This is a genomic window from Nostoc sp. DedQUE02 (assembly GCF_034531035.1).
GTDB lineage: Bacteria > Cyanobacteriota > Cyanobacteriia > Cyanobacteriales > Nostocaceae > Nostoc.
This window is the reverse complement of the sequence record NZ_JAVRBY020000052.1, coordinates 34,912-52,577: the sequence shown is the minus strand read 5'-3', so window position 1 is coordinate 52,577 and position 17,666 is coordinate 34,912. Positions and strand designations below refer to the sequence as shown.

At 42.7% G+C, this 17,666-nt stretch carries 11 protein-coding genes and 1 pseudogene; 7 read left to right on the top strand and 5 right to left on the bottom strand.

Translation table 11 applies throughout. The features are described from left to right. Positions 1-171 precede the first annotated feature (171 nt). Positions 172-289, top strand: a pseudogene (locus RMX98_RS28120) (transposase); the annotation flags it as partial. A 177-nt stretch (positions 290-466) separates the two neighbouring features. Here RMX98_RS28120 and RMX98_RS28115 read toward each other — a convergent pair. From RMX98_RS28115 to RMX98_RS28095, 5 genes are all read right to left on the bottom strand, one after another. Beyond that, entirely contained in the window at positions 467-919 is a 453-nt protein-coding gene (locus RMX98_RS28115; RefSeq protein ID WP_322675719.1) for a nitrate reductase associated protein, read from the bottom strand. Between the two features lie 107 nt (positions 920-1,026). Beyond that, positions 1,027-1,485, bottom strand: a complete 459-nt coding sequence (locus tag RMX98_RS28110; RefSeq protein ID WP_322675720.1) for a phosphate-starvation-inducible PsiE family protein — start codon at positions 1,483-1,485, stop codon at positions 1,027-1,029. 401 nt (positions 1,486-1,886) lie between these two features. Then, complete coding sequence (locus RMX98_RS28105; protein WP_322675721.1) at positions 1,887-4,184, bottom strand: nitrate reductase; 2,298 nt, start codon at positions 4,182-4,184, stop codon at positions 1,887-1,889. A gap of 275 nt (positions 4,185-4,459) precedes the next feature. Next, positions 4,460-5,962 carry a NarK family nitrate/nitrite MFS transporter gene (locus RMX98_RS28100; protein WP_322675722.1) on the bottom strand — a complete coding sequence of 501 codons (1,503 nt, stop codon included), beginning with the start codon at positions 5,960-5,962 and terminating at the stop codon, positions 4,460-4,462. A 431-nt stretch (positions 5,963-6,393) separates the two neighbouring features. Then, a complete protein-coding gene (locus RMX98_RS28095; protein WP_322675723.1) occupies positions 6,394-8,034 on the bottom strand; it encodes a ferredoxin--nitrite reductase in 1,641 nt (546 codons plus the stop codon). A 493-nt stretch (positions 8,035-8,527) separates the two neighbouring features. On the opposite strand from RMX98_RS28095, the gene RMX98_RS28090 reads away from it, so the two are divergent. The 6 genes from RMX98_RS28090 to RMX98_RS28065 all read left to right on the top strand — a co-directional run bounded on the left by RMX98_RS28090 (position 8,528) and on the right by RMX98_RS28065 (position 17,628). Beyond that, positions 8,528-8,941, top strand: a complete 414-nt coding sequence (locus RMX98_RS28090; protein WP_322675724.1) for a ubiquinol-cytochrome c reductase iron-sulfur subunit — start codon at positions 8,528-8,530, stop codon at positions 8,939-8,941. A 39-nt stretch (positions 8,942-8,980) separates the two neighbouring features. Beyond that, positions 8,981-10,450: a HEAT repeat domain-containing protein gene (locus RMX98_RS28085; protein ID WP_409881581.1), complete on the top strand. Its 1,470-nt coding sequence runs from the start codon at positions 8,981-8,983 to the stop codon at positions 10,448-10,450. A gap of 829 nt (positions 10,451-11,279) precedes the next feature. Further along, a complete protein-coding gene (locus RMX98_RS28080) occupies positions 11,280-12,173 on the top strand; it encodes a WGxxGxxG-CTERM domain-containing protein (RefSeq protein WP_409881579.1) in 894 nt (297 codons plus the stop codon). Positions 12,174-12,662: 489 nt separating this feature from the next. After that, a complete protein-coding gene (locus tag RMX98_RS28075) occupies positions 12,663-13,610 on the top strand; it encodes a LysR family transcriptional regulator (protein WP_322675727.1) in 948 nt (315 codons plus the stop codon). A gap of 342 nt (positions 13,611-13,952) precedes the next feature. Further along, a complete protein-coding gene (locus tag RMX98_RS28070) occupies positions 13,953-15,191 on the top strand; it encodes an HMA2 domain-containing protein (protein ID WP_322675728.1) in 1,239 nt (412 codons plus the stop codon). A 178-nt stretch (positions 15,192-15,369) separates the two neighbouring features. Further along, positions 15,370-17,628, top strand: coding sequence for a heavy metal translocating P-type ATPase (locus RMX98_RS28065; protein ID WP_322675729.1), 2,259 nt, complete (start codon positions 15,370-15,372; stop codon positions 17,626-17,628). Positions 17,629-17,666 lie beyond the last annotated feature (38 nt).

Below are 17,666 nucleotides of genomic sequence, written 5' to 3'. Positions count from 1 at the left end.
ATTCGCCATCTCGCTAAGAACGTGGCTCATTTATATGTTGACCAAAGGCACAAGTTAGGTTTTCCCTTGCTTAAACAGATTACTGAAATTAGTAACAGTAATTGACTATGTTAAGTATTCATCAAATCATGAAAAAATTAACTGAGGATGCATAAAATAAATCCTAATTTTATGGAAATTACTAAACTTAACTATTGCCAGTACTTATTAAGTAGTCAGATTAATTATACTCTGACAAATTTGGCAATGCAGAAGCGAGCTGATAAGTTATGATAAAATCAACAGTTACTCTTATTAAGAAATGCCATTTTAAGTAAAAATTAATTTAGATTTGGTTATTTTAGCATCTGCACTCATTTCTGATACACTACAATATTAGCAGTGTTGTAGTGTATCATTTAAAAGTGATAACTTAACAAAGTGTAATACACTTTAAAAATTTTTTCTTTTAATGACTATTGCTTAATTAAAGCAGATTAAATTCTGCGATCGCTCTAGGAAAGTTTCTGTTTTCATGTCCTGGATGGCTGAGTTTAATCAAAGCAAAACGCTGTAAGGGTGTTAAAGCTGCCCAATGTTGCTGTGTCAGGGTTACACCTATTTCTTGAGCTTTTTCCTGAAGGCTAGCTGGTACAGTTGCAGAGTCTAGCCATGCAGGATGAGGCTCAATGGGCAATTTTGTAGCTGCTACACCTGTGCGTTGTATGATTAATTGCTCGATATGCTCGCGGTAAGACTGAATTTCCGTTTCTGTAGTGCAAGGTAATTCGACTAAAGCTTGCCGTTCATCTGTCGTCATTTGATTCCAGTCAGGCAATTTTAGCTTGATGCCACAGGTATCTAATTTACAACGCACCTGCATAGGGATGCAACGCAGAGAATCAACAAAGTCTGTTTCAAATTGAAAGAAATCTGTCATTGTTCGACAACCCCAAAGTTGATGGGGGGAGCATGAGGAATAGGGAATGGAAAAAGTGGCAAGTTTTGTGGTGGGGTATAAATCACCATTACGAATTATGAATTATTTCAACTTGCATCTTTGGAATTACTGAGACGAATTATCAAATAACTAATTGATAAGGCAAGAATAGCTACACCTAGACCAATTATATCAAGACCTCCAATTTTTTCTAAGTCAAGAATAATAATTTTTCTGGCAACAGCAATTAAAGAAGTGACAATCACTAATTCAACTTGAAAAACGTGTCTTCTTAAATAGGCTGTAATATTTTCTAGAATTTCTAAGGCAATTAAAATATTTAAAAATAAACCGAAAACTTTATATAGGGTTGCGTTAAACTTGCCATAAGGGATTGTAAATAACTCTTTAAAAATAAAGACTCCTAAATCTGCGATCGCTACCAAAATTACGACCACCATAAAAATAGATAAAACTTTAGAAACTAGCACTTCTATGTTTTCAATGATGTGCATGAAGTTCTTATCATTGGTAGCTCCTAGAATTCGCCTCACTAGCTTTTTCATCTGCTGCACCCGATTCTAAAATAAAAGAAAATCCCATAGATAAATCTAGAGGATTAAAGTAATTCGTAATTCGTAATTCGTAATTCGTAATACTTCTCTACGAAAGGCTGCACTTCGACTACGCTCAGTGACCACGCCAACGGCTACGCGGTTCCTGAGCGAAGTCGAAGGGCAGTACAAGTTCGTAATTCAATTTTGCAACTCTTACACATATCAAAGAACTTACCATTTCTGTTTGTCAAACCTCTTGTTACTAGAGATTGTGACCCCTTAGATATAGTAATTGGTAACAGCCAAAATTAGAGAGTTATAAAAAATGATAATAACTATTGACTATTGATTATTGACTAAATTACCTATTGCTGGTTATAAATTACTAGTTTCGAACTACACTTTGCAGCTTACCATCGTGAAGACTGGAGTTGATGATTTTTGATGGGAACTTCCACCGAAATTGGTATCAACTGCACAGCACAGGCTTTTAATTCTGGTTGCAGCGAATCAGGGCACGATTCTGGATGGGTGAGGGCGTTGGCTTCGGCATTATCTGCCCACAGTGAACCCCAGTGCATAGGGACAAAAACTGTACCAGGTGCGATCGCTTTTGTTACTTTAGCAGGAAACTTCGCTTTACCCCGACGTGATCGCACTTCCACATACATACTATCTACAACACCTAACCGAGCAGCATCACGGGGATGAATTTCGATAAATGGTTCGGGATGCATTTTGCAAATTTTTTCAATTCGACCAGTGCGTGTCTGCGTATGCCAGTGTCCATAAAGTCGTCCATTCGTTAACACAAATGGATAATCTGGGTCTGGTGGTTCCGCCAATCCCTTGGAATAATATGCCCCAAATCGAGCGCGTCCATCAGGGGTGTGGAAGCGCAAGTTAGTGTATAGTCTTTTACCAGAGCAATTGGCAGATGTTTCTCCCCCTGCTTCCCCTGCTCCTCGGTCACTGAGCGACTTGCCTTGACTTGTGCCGAGCGAAGTCGAGGTAGCGAAGTCGAAAGGAGCCGAAGTGCTGCTGCCCCTGCTGTCTTCTGGGTGAGGCCATTGAGTCGGGCCTTGTGTCTGTAATTGCCCGTGACTAAGACCTGTCATATCGCAGGGGCGATTTTTAGTTAGTTTGACAAACTCAGCGTAAACTTCAGCAGAGTTAGCAAAGGCAAATTCTTTCTCAAAACCTAATCTACGTCCAACTTCGGCGAAAATTTCCCAATCGGCTTTAGCTTCTCTTGGCGGTTGGCGGAATGCTTGACACAGAGTTACCACCCGTTCGGAATTTGTCATCACACCAGTTTTTTCACCCCATTGGGCTGCTGGTAGCAAAACGTGAGCGTAAGCAGAGGTTTCTGTGGGATAATAAGCGTCTTGGTAAATAGTGAAAGGCGATCGCAACAATGCCTTTTTAGTCCGCTCTAAATCTGGCATACTCACTGCTGGATTAGTAGCCGCAATCCACAGTAACTCTACAGCGCCATCTTCCAAGCCAGTAATCATATCCCAAGCAGTCAAACCGGGATTGGGCGAAATCTGTCCTGCCTTAAGTCCCCAAAACTCCTCAACTTCTGCGCGGTGTTGCGGATTTTTTACCGTCCGATAACCTGGTAATAAATGCGCCAAACCTCCGGCTTCCCGACCTCCCATTGCGTTCGGCTGACCAGTGAGGGAAAAAGGGCCAGCTCCTGGTTTGCCGATTTGTCCAGTCATCAGGTGCAGGTTAATGATAGTTCTTACCTTAGCCGTCCCTTCTGACGATTGATTTACACCCATTGACCACAAAGAGAGTACTCGCTTAGATTTACCCCAATAGCGAGCTGCTGTTTCTAAATCTTCAATACTGATTCCACATTGACGAGCCACCACTTCCGGGGGATAGTGGCGAATAACCTCAGCATAAGCAGGAAAATTGCTGGTGCAGTCGTCCATGAACATCGTATCAATATAGTTCCAGCGCATTAACAAGTGGGCGATGCCATTCAATAAATCGATATCTGTACCGGGACGAATCGCTAAATGTAAATCAGCAGCTTCTGCGGTTGGTGTGCAACGGGGATCGACCACAATCATTTTGACTTTGCGGTTCTTTTTGTGATACTTTTCAAGCCGATTAAAAACGATGGGGTGACATTCGGCTGTATTAGTACCAATTAAAAATGCACAATCAGTTAACTCCAAGTCATCGTAACAGCAGGGAGGGCCATCTGAGCCAAAGCTTTGAATGTAGCCAGCCACCGCACTAGACATACATAAGCGAGAGTTGGCATCAAAATTATTAGTACCCAGACAGCCTTTTATCAGTTTCTGGGCTATGTAATAATCCTCGGTTTGAAACTGGCCAGAACCATACATACATAAGGCTTCTGGGCCTTGGGTGAAGCGGATAGTTTGAATGCGCTGCGTGATTATATTAAAAGCTTCATCCCAACTAACGCGGCGAAACTCTTGATCTAAGGAGTCTCGCACCATTGGGTAATGTAATCTATTTTTATCTAAAGATTCTGCGATCGTTGCACCTTTGACGCAAACCATACCCTGACTAGATGGATGAGCTTTATCACCGCGCACCCGCCAAGTTGGATTTCCTTGGCTATCTCGATTAGTTGCTTTGCCTAGTTGGGCTGGGGGTGAAACTTCTAAACCACAGCCAACACCACAGTAAGGACAAAGGGTTTTGGTAAATTCACTCATGGCAGTTGTACCATTTTGTTATTTTGATTGGGCAACCTCAGATGTAGCGCCAGGTTGAGAAATTTGTGTGTTACGCAAAAACTGATATTCCTTTGCGTCCTTGGCGTTTTGGCGGTTCGTTTTTTCATAATTTTTTTAACGAACCGTTAAGACGCAGAGAGCGCAGAGAGAAGAAAAAGAGATTTTTATGAATTAGGATTGCTATGGAAAGATGAAGTGTAAAGTTATCTAATTCAGATTTGATAATTAATTTCACTACTTCATCTTTGAGTTGATTATTCTTCAGTTAAGAAGATAGGGTTTTTCGTTGCGGTTTCTGCTAATTCACCTTCAAATGCAGGGGCAAAGGAACCTTTTGGTTCTTTGAGGAAGAAGGCACACATGAAAGCACAGACTAGTGCAGCTAAACCCATTGTGGAAAATAGTGTTGGAGCATCGGTTAAGCTGAAAATTGTCAGGTAAACTACGCCGCCAAAATTACCGTAAGCTCCTACATTACCGGCGATTTGTCCAGTGGCTTCTTTCTTAATTAGGGGTACGATGCTATAGGTTGCGCCGCAGCCGGCTTGGGCAAAGTAAGCGGCGAGCATTGTAACTGCGATCGCTACCGGAATCGGCCAGCTACTACTAATAAAATGTGCCATCAAATAACTAATACCAATGCCAGCACTGATAATTGTCATTGTCCACTTACGGGAGTTAAATTTATCAGAAATTAAGCCACCACTTGGACGAGAAACTAAATTTAAAAACGGATAGGTAGCAGCAATCATCCCAGCGACAACATGTTCTAAAGCAAAGGTTTTTTCAAAAAATGCCGGGAGCATAGAAACGGCTGCTAGTTCGCTACCAAAACTAGTTATGTAAGTGAATTCTAGTAAAGCTACTTGACCAAATTGGAAACGTTCAGATGGAGCGTAAGTTTTCTTGCCAATGAGAAGTTCTCGGTTTACTTGCCAAGCTTTGTAACTTTGATAAGCAAACAATCCTGCTAATAGTAACCAAACCAAATACATTTGGCTCAAAGTTAGAAAGTGAATATTTTTTTGTTCTAAGCGCCAAGCTAATAAACCTAAAGCGAATATCAAACCAAAATTCGAGACAATCATCGCCCAGAAGCTTTTAATACTTGTGACTTCTAGAGAACCATTTTTCTTAGGTTTCTTGTAGACTTTACCTGTGGGCGTATCTTGAACAGTGTTGTAATAAATTACGCCGTAGATGGCTGTAATGATTCCTGTAAGTGCGATCGCAAATCGCCAGTTAGAAGCACCACCAGCGAAAAAGCTAGTAGAAACTGCAAGTATCGGTAAGGCAAACTCTGCACCAAATGCCCCAAAGTTACCCCAACCGCCATAAATGCCTTGAGCAATTCCCATCTCTTTAGGCTGGAACCATTCTGCCACCATGCGGATACCGACAACAAACCCAGATCCGACAATTCCCATCAGCAAACGACTGATGACTAGTTGATTAAAATCTTGCGCTAGTGCGGTTGCTAAACAAGGAACTACCGCAAACATCAGCAGCATTGAGTAGGTAATTCTGGGGCCAAAACGATCCAAAAGCATCCCAATAATTAGCCGTGCGGGAATTGTCAGAGCAAGGTTACAGATGCCTAAAGTTTTGATTTGTTCTGGTGCTAAATGTAGCTCTTTGCCAATGGTTGTAGCGAAGGGGGCAAAGTTAAACCAACAAACAAAGGTGAGAAAGAAGGCAAACCAAGTCTGATGTAAGATGCGGTAGCGATCGCTGAACGAAAATAAGTTTTTAAGCATTCTAATCTTGCTAATTGAATAAAATACGGAGAAGAGGTGGGGGAAGATGTAATACGGTTCAGTTAACGTGTTTATTTGTCGGAGATCCCCCCAACCCCCCCTTAAAAAGGGGGGCTTTTTTTTCTAATTACCCCCTTAAAAGGCAGGCTTTTTTTCTAATTACCCCCTTTTTAAGGGGGTCGCCACAGGCGGGGGGATCTTATTGAGGGGAAGTTGAACCTTTTAACTCGAAGGTTGAGCCTTTTAACTCGGAGGTTGAGCCTTTTAACTCGGAGGTTGAGCCTTTTATCTCGGAGGTTGCACCTTTTAACTTGGAGGTTGCACCTTTTTACTCGGAAGTTGCACCTTTTTACTCGGAAGTTGCACCTTTTTACTCGGAGGTTAGACCTTTAAGGTTGAAATATGAGTTTTGCCCAATGTCCAATCCCCAATCAGTTCATAACTAATAGGGCTTCTTGCTTGAGTTTTGCTCCAAAGTTTTTGATGAGTAAGTCTTGCAATATTGGCTGCAAGTCTTCGCATGGAACACCTTTGATAATGCAAGTTCCTAAATGAGCATCTTTACCGACTTTGCCACCCATATATATGTCAACACCTTCCAAGGTTTTGCCATTTTTGCGAGTTTTAGTTCCCATCAAGCCGATGTCTGCAACTTGTGGCTGTCCGCAAGAGTTGGGGCAACCTGTCCAGTGAATTCGCACTGGTTTGGTGAAGGTCAATTCTTCTTCTAAGACTTTAATCATTGCCAGGGCACGGTTTTTGGTTTCAATCAGGGCAAAGTTGCAAAATTGTGCGCCTGTGCAAGATACTAGCGATCGCGTCAGCAAACCTGGATCAATAGAAAATCTTTCCAGCAAAGGCTCTGTTAAAAATGTTGCTATACGCGAGTCAGAAATGTTGGGGATCACAATATTTTGCTCAACTGTAAACCGGATTTCACTAGTGCCGTAAACTTCGGCTAGACGAGCAATTTCAAACATATCCTCGGCATACAACCGACCGACAGGAATGTTCAAGCCTGCATAATTTAATCCTGCTTGTTTTTGTTTATATACCCCAATGTGGTCGCGTTTTTCCCAGTCGATCTCGTCTTTAGATGCTGCGGATATTAATGATTTACCCAAACGGTTTTCTACTTCTGCTCGAAACTTATCTAAACTCCATTCATCGATTAGCCACATCAAGCGCGATTTTTGCCGATTAGCACGTGGCCCATGATCGCGAAATACTTCCAAAACGGCTCTACATACAGCTACCACATCTTCTGGAGCCACCCAAGCATTTAGAGGAATCGCCGCCTCACAACGTTTAGCTGAGAAAAAGCCACCGACTAAAACGTTAAACCCAAAAATTTTGTCGTGGGAATGGGCAGAGGTGCAGAGGTGCAGAGGGGCAGAGAGGAAATTTTGCTCCCCTGCTCCCCTGCTCCCCTGCTCCCCTGCTTCTTTAAATGCTGGCACAAAAGCCAAATCGTTGATTTCAGCATGAACCGAATTGTCTCTTCCACCTGCGATCGCAATATTAAACTTCCGTGGTAAATTGCTAAACTCTGGGTTCCCTTGCCCTTTATTGGTAAGCATATCTTGAATTTGTTGTACCAACTCTCGCGTGTCGTACAACTCATCTGCATCTAACCCCGCCACAGGATCGCCTGTGATATTGCGAACGTTATCCATCCCTGACTGAACACTGGTTAAACCAACTGCGTGAAGTCTATCAAAGATATCTGGTAAATCTTCAATTCTGATCCCCCGTAATTGGATATTCTGTCTCGTAGTAATATCAGCGCAACCATCATCTCCGTAACGCTGTACCACTTGCGCCAAAACACGCATCTGGCTGCTGCTGAGAATACCGTTAGGCATCCGCAACCGCATCATAAACTTGCCTGGGGTAACTGGGCGAAAAAACACGCCTACCCATTTGAGGCGATGATCGCGATCTGTTTCGTTCATTGCCTCCCAACCCAAGGCGGCAAATTTCTCTATCTCACTCTTGATGGCGAGTCCATCTTTTTCTGCTTTTAATTTCTCGAACTTATTAAGGTTAGTGGTAGTTGCTGTGTCTGTCATAAGGCTGATCGTTGCAAATTACTGGTACGATGAAGAACTGTGATTGTAATTACCCAATACCAATCAATCCGTAGTTACATTACGTGCTGTATCTACAAGGCTTAGGGAATAAATAAAATTTAGGGCTGTTTTAAATTCTGTGGAATCCGGTTGGTTTGTAGGGGCGCACAACTGTGCGCTTGTCGCCATTTACATATTGGAAATTTGTCAAGCAGATTTAGATAATGTTCATGTAACAATTTCGATACTCATAACTTAAGGCGAGATTTTTGTTAAAATCGTATAAAATGTTACGTTTTTTGAGAAAGTTGGCAAAAAATGCATAAAACCTATGTATTTTTTGCATTAGAGTCACGAATAAGCGATGCAGAGTCCTTAATCAACGTTATTTGAGAAGACTGAAGCAATTTTGGATTGCTATAGATTAATTCAAAATCTAAAATCCAAAATTGAGTAGCAGATGTTAGTTAAAACTTAGATAATTTCAGCAGCTATGAAACGTCGTGATTTTATTAATTGGGTAGGTTTGGGTTTGATTTCGAGTTCTCTACCTGTAGCGATCGCAGCTTGTTCTTCTCAAACAACTCCAGCATCTAAAGATTGGCAAACAATAGGTACATCGGCACAATTAGATAAAACAGGTCAATTGCTGGCAAAAAACTCACCTGCTGGGCCTGTGCTGGTAGTCGGCACATCTAAAGCCGGAAATCTAACTGCTGTTGATCCTACCTGTACTCACGCAGGTTGCACTGTAGCGTGGAAAGCTGATGCGAAAAAATTCGCTTGTCCCTGTCATGGTTCGGAATATGGATCAGATGGTAAAGTGCAAAAAGGCCCGGCAAAAAACCCCCTGAAAACTTACGCCGTCAAGATTGAGGGTAATTCGGTTGCGGTCAAGCCAGCCTAGTGGAGGCAGAAGGTAAAAAATTGATAATTCAAGCAAGATATTGTGAGTAACATCAAACAGCTATTGGTGCAAGCCGAGGCAGCATATAGTACAGCTGATTGGTCATCATTAATTCAATATTTGCAACAGTTAATTTTAGGTGCAGACTCGGAACATCCAGAGATAGTTAAGAACCGAGAACATCTGTTGAAATTAACACTTTCAATTTTAGAGATGGGAGATTTTCAGCAACGCTGGGAAATTACCAAAGTGTTAACTTACTTGGGAAATATTGCCATACCCCCACTCATTGAGATATTACAAGATGAAGACGCAGAAGAAGAATTACGCTGGTATGCAGCCAGAACTTTAGGCGAATTTAAACATCCAGAAGCGATCGCATCAATAGTTGAATTGTTGAAAAATGATGAGGATGAAGAACTTAAAGCGATCGCAGCTACAGCACTGGGACAAATGGGTACTATTGCTATTGCTTCACTAACAGAACTTCTATTAGATGAAAATACACGATTGTTAGCAGTGCGATCGCTTTGTTGTATTCGGCAACCAGAAACCATCACACCTCTGTTGAGTGTAGTGCAAGATCCACAAGCAGCAATCCGCGCCGCCGCAATTGAAGCCCTCAGCAGTTTTCATGACGAACGTGTACCACCAGTATTGTTAAAAGCTTTGGATGATATAGCCGCCATAGTGAGGCGTGCAGCAGTGCTTGGTTTAGGTTTTCGCCCCGATTTACACCAAGCATTAGATTTAGTAACCAGACTGCAACCTAAACTTTACGACTTTAACCTTGATGTTTGTTGTGCAGCAGCAGTTACTCTTTCTCGAATGGGTAGTGATGACGCTGCCAAACACTTATTTGATTTGCTTATTTCACCCCAGACACCGATAACGCTGCAATTAGAAACGATCCGCGCTTTAAGTTGGGTGGGGACATTATCGAGTTTGGAATATTTGCAACAAGCATTTAATCAAAGCACTTCCGAGACAGTATGGCAAGAAATTGTCACAGTTTTGGGACGAGTGCAAAAACCTCAGTTAACTACACCATCTGCGGAAATCTTACTGCAAATACTGCGATGCCTTCTCTACGAGACGCTACACGAACGGCAAGCTTCTCTACGAGAGGCTTCTCTTCGAGAGGCTTCTCTACGAGAGGCTTCTCTTCGAGAGGCTTCTCTTCGAGAGGCTTCTCTTCGAGAGGCTTCGCCAACGCCAACGCCAACGCCAACGCCAACGCGAACGCTAACGCCACATCCAGCCACAGAGATTGCCAGCATCAAAAGTGCGATCGCTTTGTCTTTAGGACAGTTAGGCAAAATGCAGGCAATTGAACCATTGATTTCGCTGTTAGGCGATTCTAATGCATCGGTGAGACTACACGCGATCGCAGCACTGAAAAATCTGGATGGAGAAGCCACACATCAACAGTTGCAGCAGTTAGCGAATAACGACGCAATCACACCAGATTTAAAACAAGGAATAGCGATCGCTTTAGCTGAATGGTAAATTTTAGCTATAACTGACAATAAAAGTATTCCTTAAGTCTAAAGTAAGACACACCTGAAGTATGAAGTTATAAGTTCTCAAACGAAATAAGATTATGAAGTCTTGTTAATAGAGCTTACATACGTTGGCAGTATCTGGTTGCTTATAGTCTCTAGTTGATTTATATCCAAATAACTAAAAGCTAATGTCAAAAAAATAATTATATTTATTGAGGTAAAAATCCTGCTTAACTTAGCTATCACTTGTACTTATTAAGTAGGGCAGTATAAATAATTAGAAGTTTGTAGTAAACCTTTTTTTTCGAGAAAGCAAGCTACGCTTCACGTCTTCTAGGGTTTTATCTAATTGCTTGCAAGCTCTAAAAAGTTTCATACTTTTCACGTTCATAGACTAAAATGCCAAATTAATCCCTGCGATATAAATGGTTTTACTCTTATGGTAGAAGTCAGGTGAAAAACTAGCAGCTATGCTGTGTAGAAGTTACAAAATAATTCACAATGAGTAATTAAAAATCGGGTAGAAAGGAATATTAATAATTTTATAAAATAGGAAATTATTATTCTTAATCTATCTCTTGTGAACAAGCGACCTTTGTCGTGGGTTCTTAATCCTAAATTACTAATTACTGATTATGAATTATTTTGCTTGATCTAATCAATAATCAGTTGTTGTGGGATGTTCAAATGCTTTCAATTTTTCCAAAAGAAGCTAGGTGAAAGACTCCTCAACTCTTGTAAAGATTTTCCTATTTAGCAGTCGATTGAGTAGACAATATCGGTTTTGAAAATCAATCACTCACACAAATCTAGAACATAAAGGAACCATAAGTATGAAACCTTTGAATTTATCTAAAACTGTTTTAGCTACTGTCTTTGCCATCAGTTTCGCTTCTGTGTCCTTACCTCCTTCAGTTTTTGCCCAGAGTGGAGGTTCCGGCAGTGGTGGCTCTAGTGGTGGTTCCAGTGGTGGATCTAGCTCAGGTACTGGAGCTACAGGCAGTGGTACAGGTACTGGAACTACAGGCAGTGGAAGTACAGGCAGTGGGCTAGGTACTGGAGGTACAGGCAGTGGGCTAGGTACTGGAGGTACAGGTAGTGGTTTAGGTACTGGAGGTACAGGCAGTGGCAGTACAGGTAGTGGTTTAGGTACTGGAGGTACAGGTAGTGGTTTAGGTACTGGAGGTACAGGCAGTGGTCTAGGTACTGGAGGTACAGGTACTGGAGGTACAGGTACTGGTACAGGCAGTGGAACTACAGGCGGTGGTCTAGGTACTGGAGGTACAGGTACTGGTACAAGCAGTGGCTCAACGGGCAGTGGAACAACAGGCAGTGGAACAACAGGATCTGATTCCACTGGTACTGGAACAACGGGCAGTGGAACAACGGGTACTGGCGCAACAGGCTCTGATTCCACTGGTACTGGAACAACGGGTACTGGCGCAACAGGCTCTGATTCCACTGGTACTGGAACAACCGGTAGTGGAACAACAGGTACTGGTACAACAGGCTCTGATTCCACTGGTACTGGAACAACAGGCTCTGATGCTACAGGTACTAACAGAAATGCAGGCGTCACAACTTCCGAAAGAAATACCGATCGCGGTTTTAATTTGGGTTGGCTAGGTTTGATTGGTCTAGCTGGTTTAGCAGGACTAGCTCGGAATCGCGAAAAAGTCCGGGCTTATAGAGATCCTGATGAAGTAACAGGTTCTCGCTCTAGATAGTGTTTCCCACATTCTAGGAGGGTACAGCCTTTGTTTGTGCCCTCTGTGCCTCTTAAAAATCTGACGCGATCGCAGCCGTATCCGCAAGTGTACGGCTATTTGCTTGGGGTTTTATAAAACCTTGTGTTGGTATCAGACCAATACGGTTCGGATAAGCATTTTTCATTTTCTTTGTGGTCTGGGGAAAGGGTAAGGGGTAAAGGGTAAAGGATTCAAAACCTTTCCCCTTTTCCCTTTTCCCTTTAACCGAACCGTATTGGGTATTAGACCTGATAACGTTTTTAATAAGAGTGAGGTTAAGCTGTACCTTACCCTGATAAAGCTGTGCTTTATCTCTCCTCTTTAAACTCACAAAGAGGGGTTGGGGGTGAGGTCTTGACATGATTAGTTCATGCGCCTGGGAATCAGTACGTAACAAACTATACTAAATTGTGGATAAAAATCCATTAACTTAATGAAGCTGATAAATGTAATTCAGGCTACATAAAAATGCGCCTAGAGCAGTTGCAAGCCTTTCTAGCGATCGCCCAAACCGGCAGCTTTCAACAAGCAGCGCGAACATCTGGTGTTACCCAATCGACGATTAGTCGCCAAATCCAAGCATTAGAAGCAGATTTGGGGATAGAACTGTTTCACAGAACCAGTCATGCCAAACTGACGCTAGGAGGTGAACTTTTGCTACCCCGCATCCGTAAAATTTGCCAAGAGTGGCAGACTGCTAAAGAAGAATTAGCCGATTTAATCGCCGGAAAGCAACCAGAACTTTGCATTGCCGTGATTCACTCTTTGTGTGGATCTTACTTGCCACCAGTGTTACAAAAATTTTGTCATGATTATCCAGATGTGCAATTGCGGGTGACTTCATTAGGAAGCGATCGCGCCCTGAAAGTCCTCAAAGATGGATTGGTGGATTTAGCAATTGTGATGAACAATCGTTTTTTAACCACCAGTAGAGAAATGGTGGTAGAAGTACTTTATGATGAACCGATAGAAGTTCTAACCGCAGCCAATCATCCACTAGCCAAATATGAATGCGTCCCTTGGTCGGAACTAATTCGTTATCCCCAAGTGGTTTTTAAAGATGGCTATGGGATGCAACGCTTGATACAAGATAGATTTGAGCGTATGGAAGCAAAACTTCAGTCGGCTTTAGAGGTAAATACTCTAGATGCCTTCCGGGGAGTCGTGCGCCAAGGAGAACTGATAGCTTTACTACCTCAATCAGCGTTACTGGAAGCCCGTCTTGACCCGACCCTGGCGATTCGCGCCTTAGCTAGCAATAATATCAGTGGTTTAGCAGATGCTTCCAGCTTGACTCGTCGGGTAGTTATGGTAACAACTCAAGACCGTCTGCAAATTCCCCCAATCAAGCACTTTTGGCAACTCGTGCTAGAAAATATTCCCCTGCAATTTCACCAGCAGCGATCGGCTTCGTGAACATTATTAATCGGAGTGCTAGCAAGAATTTGAAGAAGAATTCAGAATTCAGGAGTCAGAATTCAGGAGTTATCAAGACACGACCTCCTTCCGACGCTCGTATCCTCTCTACGAGACGCTACGCTACGCTATCCACCAGTCGTACAGAATTTAAAATGAATTCTGTCTTCTGACTCCTGACTCCTGACTCCTGACTCCTGAATTCTGTTGGATAAACAGCAAATGTTAACAATAGTTTAATGAAAATAATCCGGAAGAGATAGATTTAACCCCATAGCTTACGTTAAAGTTAACCTATTGTTAACCTATTGCTTGATTGATGCAAATTGGGTAATCGAGTAAATGACTAAAACTCTCAGTAATCGCGAAAAATCAAGTCCGTCGGCTCAAATATCACCTGACTTCATCTCTGCACCACAAAGTAATGAAGTTAACCAAAGTACAACTAAAACGACGGCATATTCAACGGAGTCAGAACCATCAGGTGGCTTGCAAATAGTTCATTTAACTAACGGGCGCGTGCGACTCCGTACTACTGACAGTAGCCTTAACTCGATACTTGAGAGCATAGCCCAAGATTTACGCTCCTTAGAGGGAGTGACGGAAGTTTGTGTAAATGAGCAAACGGGAAGTTTGGTAATTAATTTTGATGAACATAAGTTGTCATTACCGGAAATTTTGGCGCTAAAATCCGATCTTGAAATCAAACCGCCAGCTTCGTCTGATTCACCTAGCAAGACCGATCCCTTTGCAGCTTGGAAATCGGTTTCGTTTTGGAAAGAGCAAGGTATTTCCTTAATTCCGATGATGACAGGCTTGGCAGTAACAGGAGGTTTAGGAATTCATGGCTGGGTATCGATTCCAGTTTATATGATTGCGGCGGATGCAACTCGTGGTGTAATTGGTTATCTTGGCTCTCAAGTTGCGACTTCAGAAAAAACCAAAAGTTCTGACACTATTTCTGCCATAAAAAGCGATATAAAATCCGAATCTGACTTATCAAAAATAAAGCACAAATCTACTATCCAAGTTGATAAAACTGATGGAATGGTAGTACCTGCAAAGATTGACTACAGCATAGTTCATAAAATTCCTGGACGTATTCGGTTGAATGTGCCGAAAATCGCCCAAGATCGTGCTTATGGTCGGCGACTTGAGAGAAGAATGAAAACAGATACTCAAGTTACAAGTGTACGTGTGAATTTTGATGCGGCATCGATCGCGATCGCTTATCAGTCTCGTGAAATTCCATTATCTCATTGGGTAAGTTTGATGGAGTTGGCGTTGGAGACAAAACAGCCAATGACAACGGCTAACGAACCTCTAGAAAAAGTTAGTCAGACAGATGAAATTACAGACACAACAACGGCTAACCAACCTCTAGAAAAAGTTAGTCAGACTGCTGAAATTACAGACGCAACAACAAATAATCCTATTGATGTCACTCAGACTGCTGAAGTTACAGACGCAACAACAGCAAAGCAAACAACTCCAGAATTATCCAGTCTGTGGAGTAACCTAAAATCGCCTGCAATGTCTTTATCTTTAGGGTTTCTGGCGAACTTACCTTTAAAAATGTAAAACATAATTATTCTGGTTGCGCCTTATTGCCTTTCGTCTGCAAGCAACAGAATTTGACAAATAAACAAACTGTTCATAGCTAACCAATCTTGCAGGATTGGTGGCTATTTGCTCTCTTTACTTCAGCAAAGAGCCTAATTTTCCTCGAAATTTAGCAATTTGGGATCAAAGAAAACTAATGGCAAAAGCAACACTGAAACCACCATCGCCCTCAACTGAAATGCCTCACATGACTGTGCTGGAAGGCAATGGTAAAGTTTCTTTAATTGACACTAATGGACACTCTCAAAAAAAGTTTTCCAACGTTACCTACAGCATTGTCCATATAACTCCGGGAAGGCTGCGGTTTCGGGTGTCTCGCTTACGCTATGATGCCGATTATGCCAAGCGTCTAGAAGTATTGTTAACAGCAGATGCGCTGGTAAAAAATGTCCGTATCAAACCGGCGGCAATGTCGGTTGCAGTTACTTATAAGTCTGATAAAGTTTCCGATGCGAAGATGCGATCGCACCTCCACAATTTGATTCAGGCTGCAAGTCAAGTAGTTGTTCTCAAAAACTCTACATCATTATCAGAAACCGAAAAAGAAGCATCTTGGCCCGGCTTACAACTCTCCGCCGTTGCGACTACTTTAGCAGTGTTGGGAGGGCCGTTAGGATTACCGATCCCGCCTTTGATAGTGGCGCTGCCAATCGCTATTGCTACACTACCGGTTGTCCAACGAGCATGGGAAGGTATTAGGGTAGAGCGAAAATTGAATATTGACTTCTTGGATTTGATGGCGATCGCTATTACTACCTTCCAAGGTCAATTTCTCACACCATCGCTGATGCTCAGTTTAATTGAAGTGGGTGAAAATATTCGCGATCGCACGGCTCGTTCTTCTGCTCAACAAACTCTAGATTTACTTAGTTCTCTGGGACAATTTGTCTGGGTGGAACGCAATGGCGAGAAGCAACAAATTCCCATTCAAGATGTGCAGCGTGGGGATACAGTGATCGTTTACCCTGGCGAACAAGTGCCAGTAGATGGGAGCATTTTGCGAGGTAAAGCCCTACTAGATGAGCAGAAACTAACTGGCGAGTCGATGCCAGTCTTGAAAAAAACGGGACAACCAGTTTTCGCTTCAACCCTAGTACGGGAAGGACGAATTTACATTCTCACAGAAAGGGTAGGCAATGATACCCGCGCCGGACAGAGCATTAAGTTAATGCAAGAAGCACCTGTCCACGATACCCGGATGGAGAATTACGCCACAAAATTTGCTCAAAAAGCGGTTGTGCCAACTTTGCTACTTGGTGGGGCAGTATTTGCCGCAACTCGCAATCCTTCACGAGCAGCCAGCGTTTTAACTTTAGATTTTGCTACAGGGATTCGAGTATCAGTACCGACAACAGTTTTAGCAGCCTTAACTTATGCTGCACGGCGGGGTATTCTCATCCGTAGCGGACGGGCGCTAGAACAACTAGCAGAAGTCGATACCATAGTTTTTGATAAAACGGGGACACTGACGAAGGGAGAAGTCGATGTTGTCAGTGTGGAAAGTCTCAATCCGGCAACCTCAACATTGCGCGTGTTGGAATTGGCAGCCGCCGCCGAACAGCGTTTAACTCATCCAGTTGCAGAGGCAATTGTTCGCTATGCCGAAGCCAGAAGCGTGGAAATTTTGCCGCGTAGCAAGTGGGACTATCAACTAGGTTTGGGCGTGCAAGCTTTGATTGATGGAGAGACAGTTTATGTGGGGAGCGATCGCTTTTTGCGCTCCAATGGCATTAATACCGAAGTCTTAAATGGTCTGCAAAAATCTCCAAATTCAGCAATTTATGTAGCTAGTAACGGTCAACTTCAAGGTATTATTAAATATAGTGACCTTCTCCGTCCCGAAAGCCGGGAAGTCATTACAGCACTTTCGACGGTCGAAGGTGTAGAAATTCACATGCTAACCGGCGATAACAAGCGAACCGCTACTGCTGTTGCTGCTCAACTTGGTATTTTGCCAACCCATACTCACGCCGAAGCTTTTCCAGAACAAAAAGCAACAGTTGTCCGTCAACTGCACGAACAAGGCAAGACAGTTGCATTTGTAGGCGATGGAATAAACGATTCGCCAGCTTTAGCCTACGCTGATGTTTCCGTTTCCTTTGCTAACAGTTCTGAAATTGCTCGTGAGACAGCAGACTTAGTATTGATGCAGAATGACTTGTATGGTTTATTAGAAGCGATCGCGATCGCTCGTCAAGCCAAGCAATTGATTCGGCAAAACACAGGTCTTGTAGCCATTCCGAACTTAGGAGCATTAATAATCGCCGTTCTCTTTGGTCTTAACCCCTTAGCCGCAACGGTAGTTAACAATGGCTCAACAGTAGTTGCTGGAGTCAACGGGTTGCGTCCAATTCTCAAAAGTCGCCACCATAAAACTCTACCATCGGCAAGATGATACACTATGCCGACAAGAGTAATTTAGAAAGCTTCCCA

Bases quoted from the DNA above. Each gene is read 5' to 3' on its own strand.
- RMX98_RS28115 (WP_322675719.1), bottom strand. From the start codon at position 919: ATGACAGATTTCTTTCAATTTGAAACAGACTTTGTTGATTCTCTGCGT.
- RMX98_RS28075 (WP_322675727.1), top strand. From the start codon at position 12,663: ATGCGCCTAGAGCAGTTGCAAGCCTTTCTAGCGATCGCCCAAACCGGC.
- RMX98_RS28065 (WP_322675729.1), top strand. From the start codon at position 15,370: ATGGCAAAAGCAACACTGAAACCACCATCGCCCTCAACTGAAATGCCT.
- RMX98_RS28105 (WP_322675721.1), bottom strand. From the start codon at position 4,184: ATGAGTGAATTTACCAAAACCCTTTGTCCTTACTGTGGTGTTGGCTGT.
- RMX98_RS28100 (WP_322675722.1), bottom strand. From the start codon at position 5,962: ATGCTTAAAAACTTATTTTCGTTCAGCGATCGCTACCGCATCTTACAT.
- RMX98_RS28080 (WP_409881579.1), top strand. From the start codon at position 11,280: ATGAAACCTTTGAATTTATCTAAAACTGTTTTAGCTACTGTCTTTGCC.
- RMX98_RS28090 (WP_322675724.1), top strand. From the start codon at position 8,528: ATGAAACGTCGTGATTTTATTAATTGGGTAGGTTTGGGTTTGATTTCG.
- RMX98_RS28070 (WP_322675728.1), top strand. From the start codon at position 13,953: ATGACTAAAACTCTCAGTAATCGCGAAAAATCAAGTCCGTCGGCTCAA.
- RMX98_RS28095 (WP_322675723.1), bottom strand. From the start codon at position 8,034: ATGACAGACACAGCAACTACCACTAACCTTAATAAGTTCGAGAAATTA.
- RMX98_RS28110 (WP_322675720.1), bottom strand. From the start codon at position 1,485: ATGAAAAAGCTAGTGAGGCGAATTCTAGGAGCTACCAATGATAAGAAC.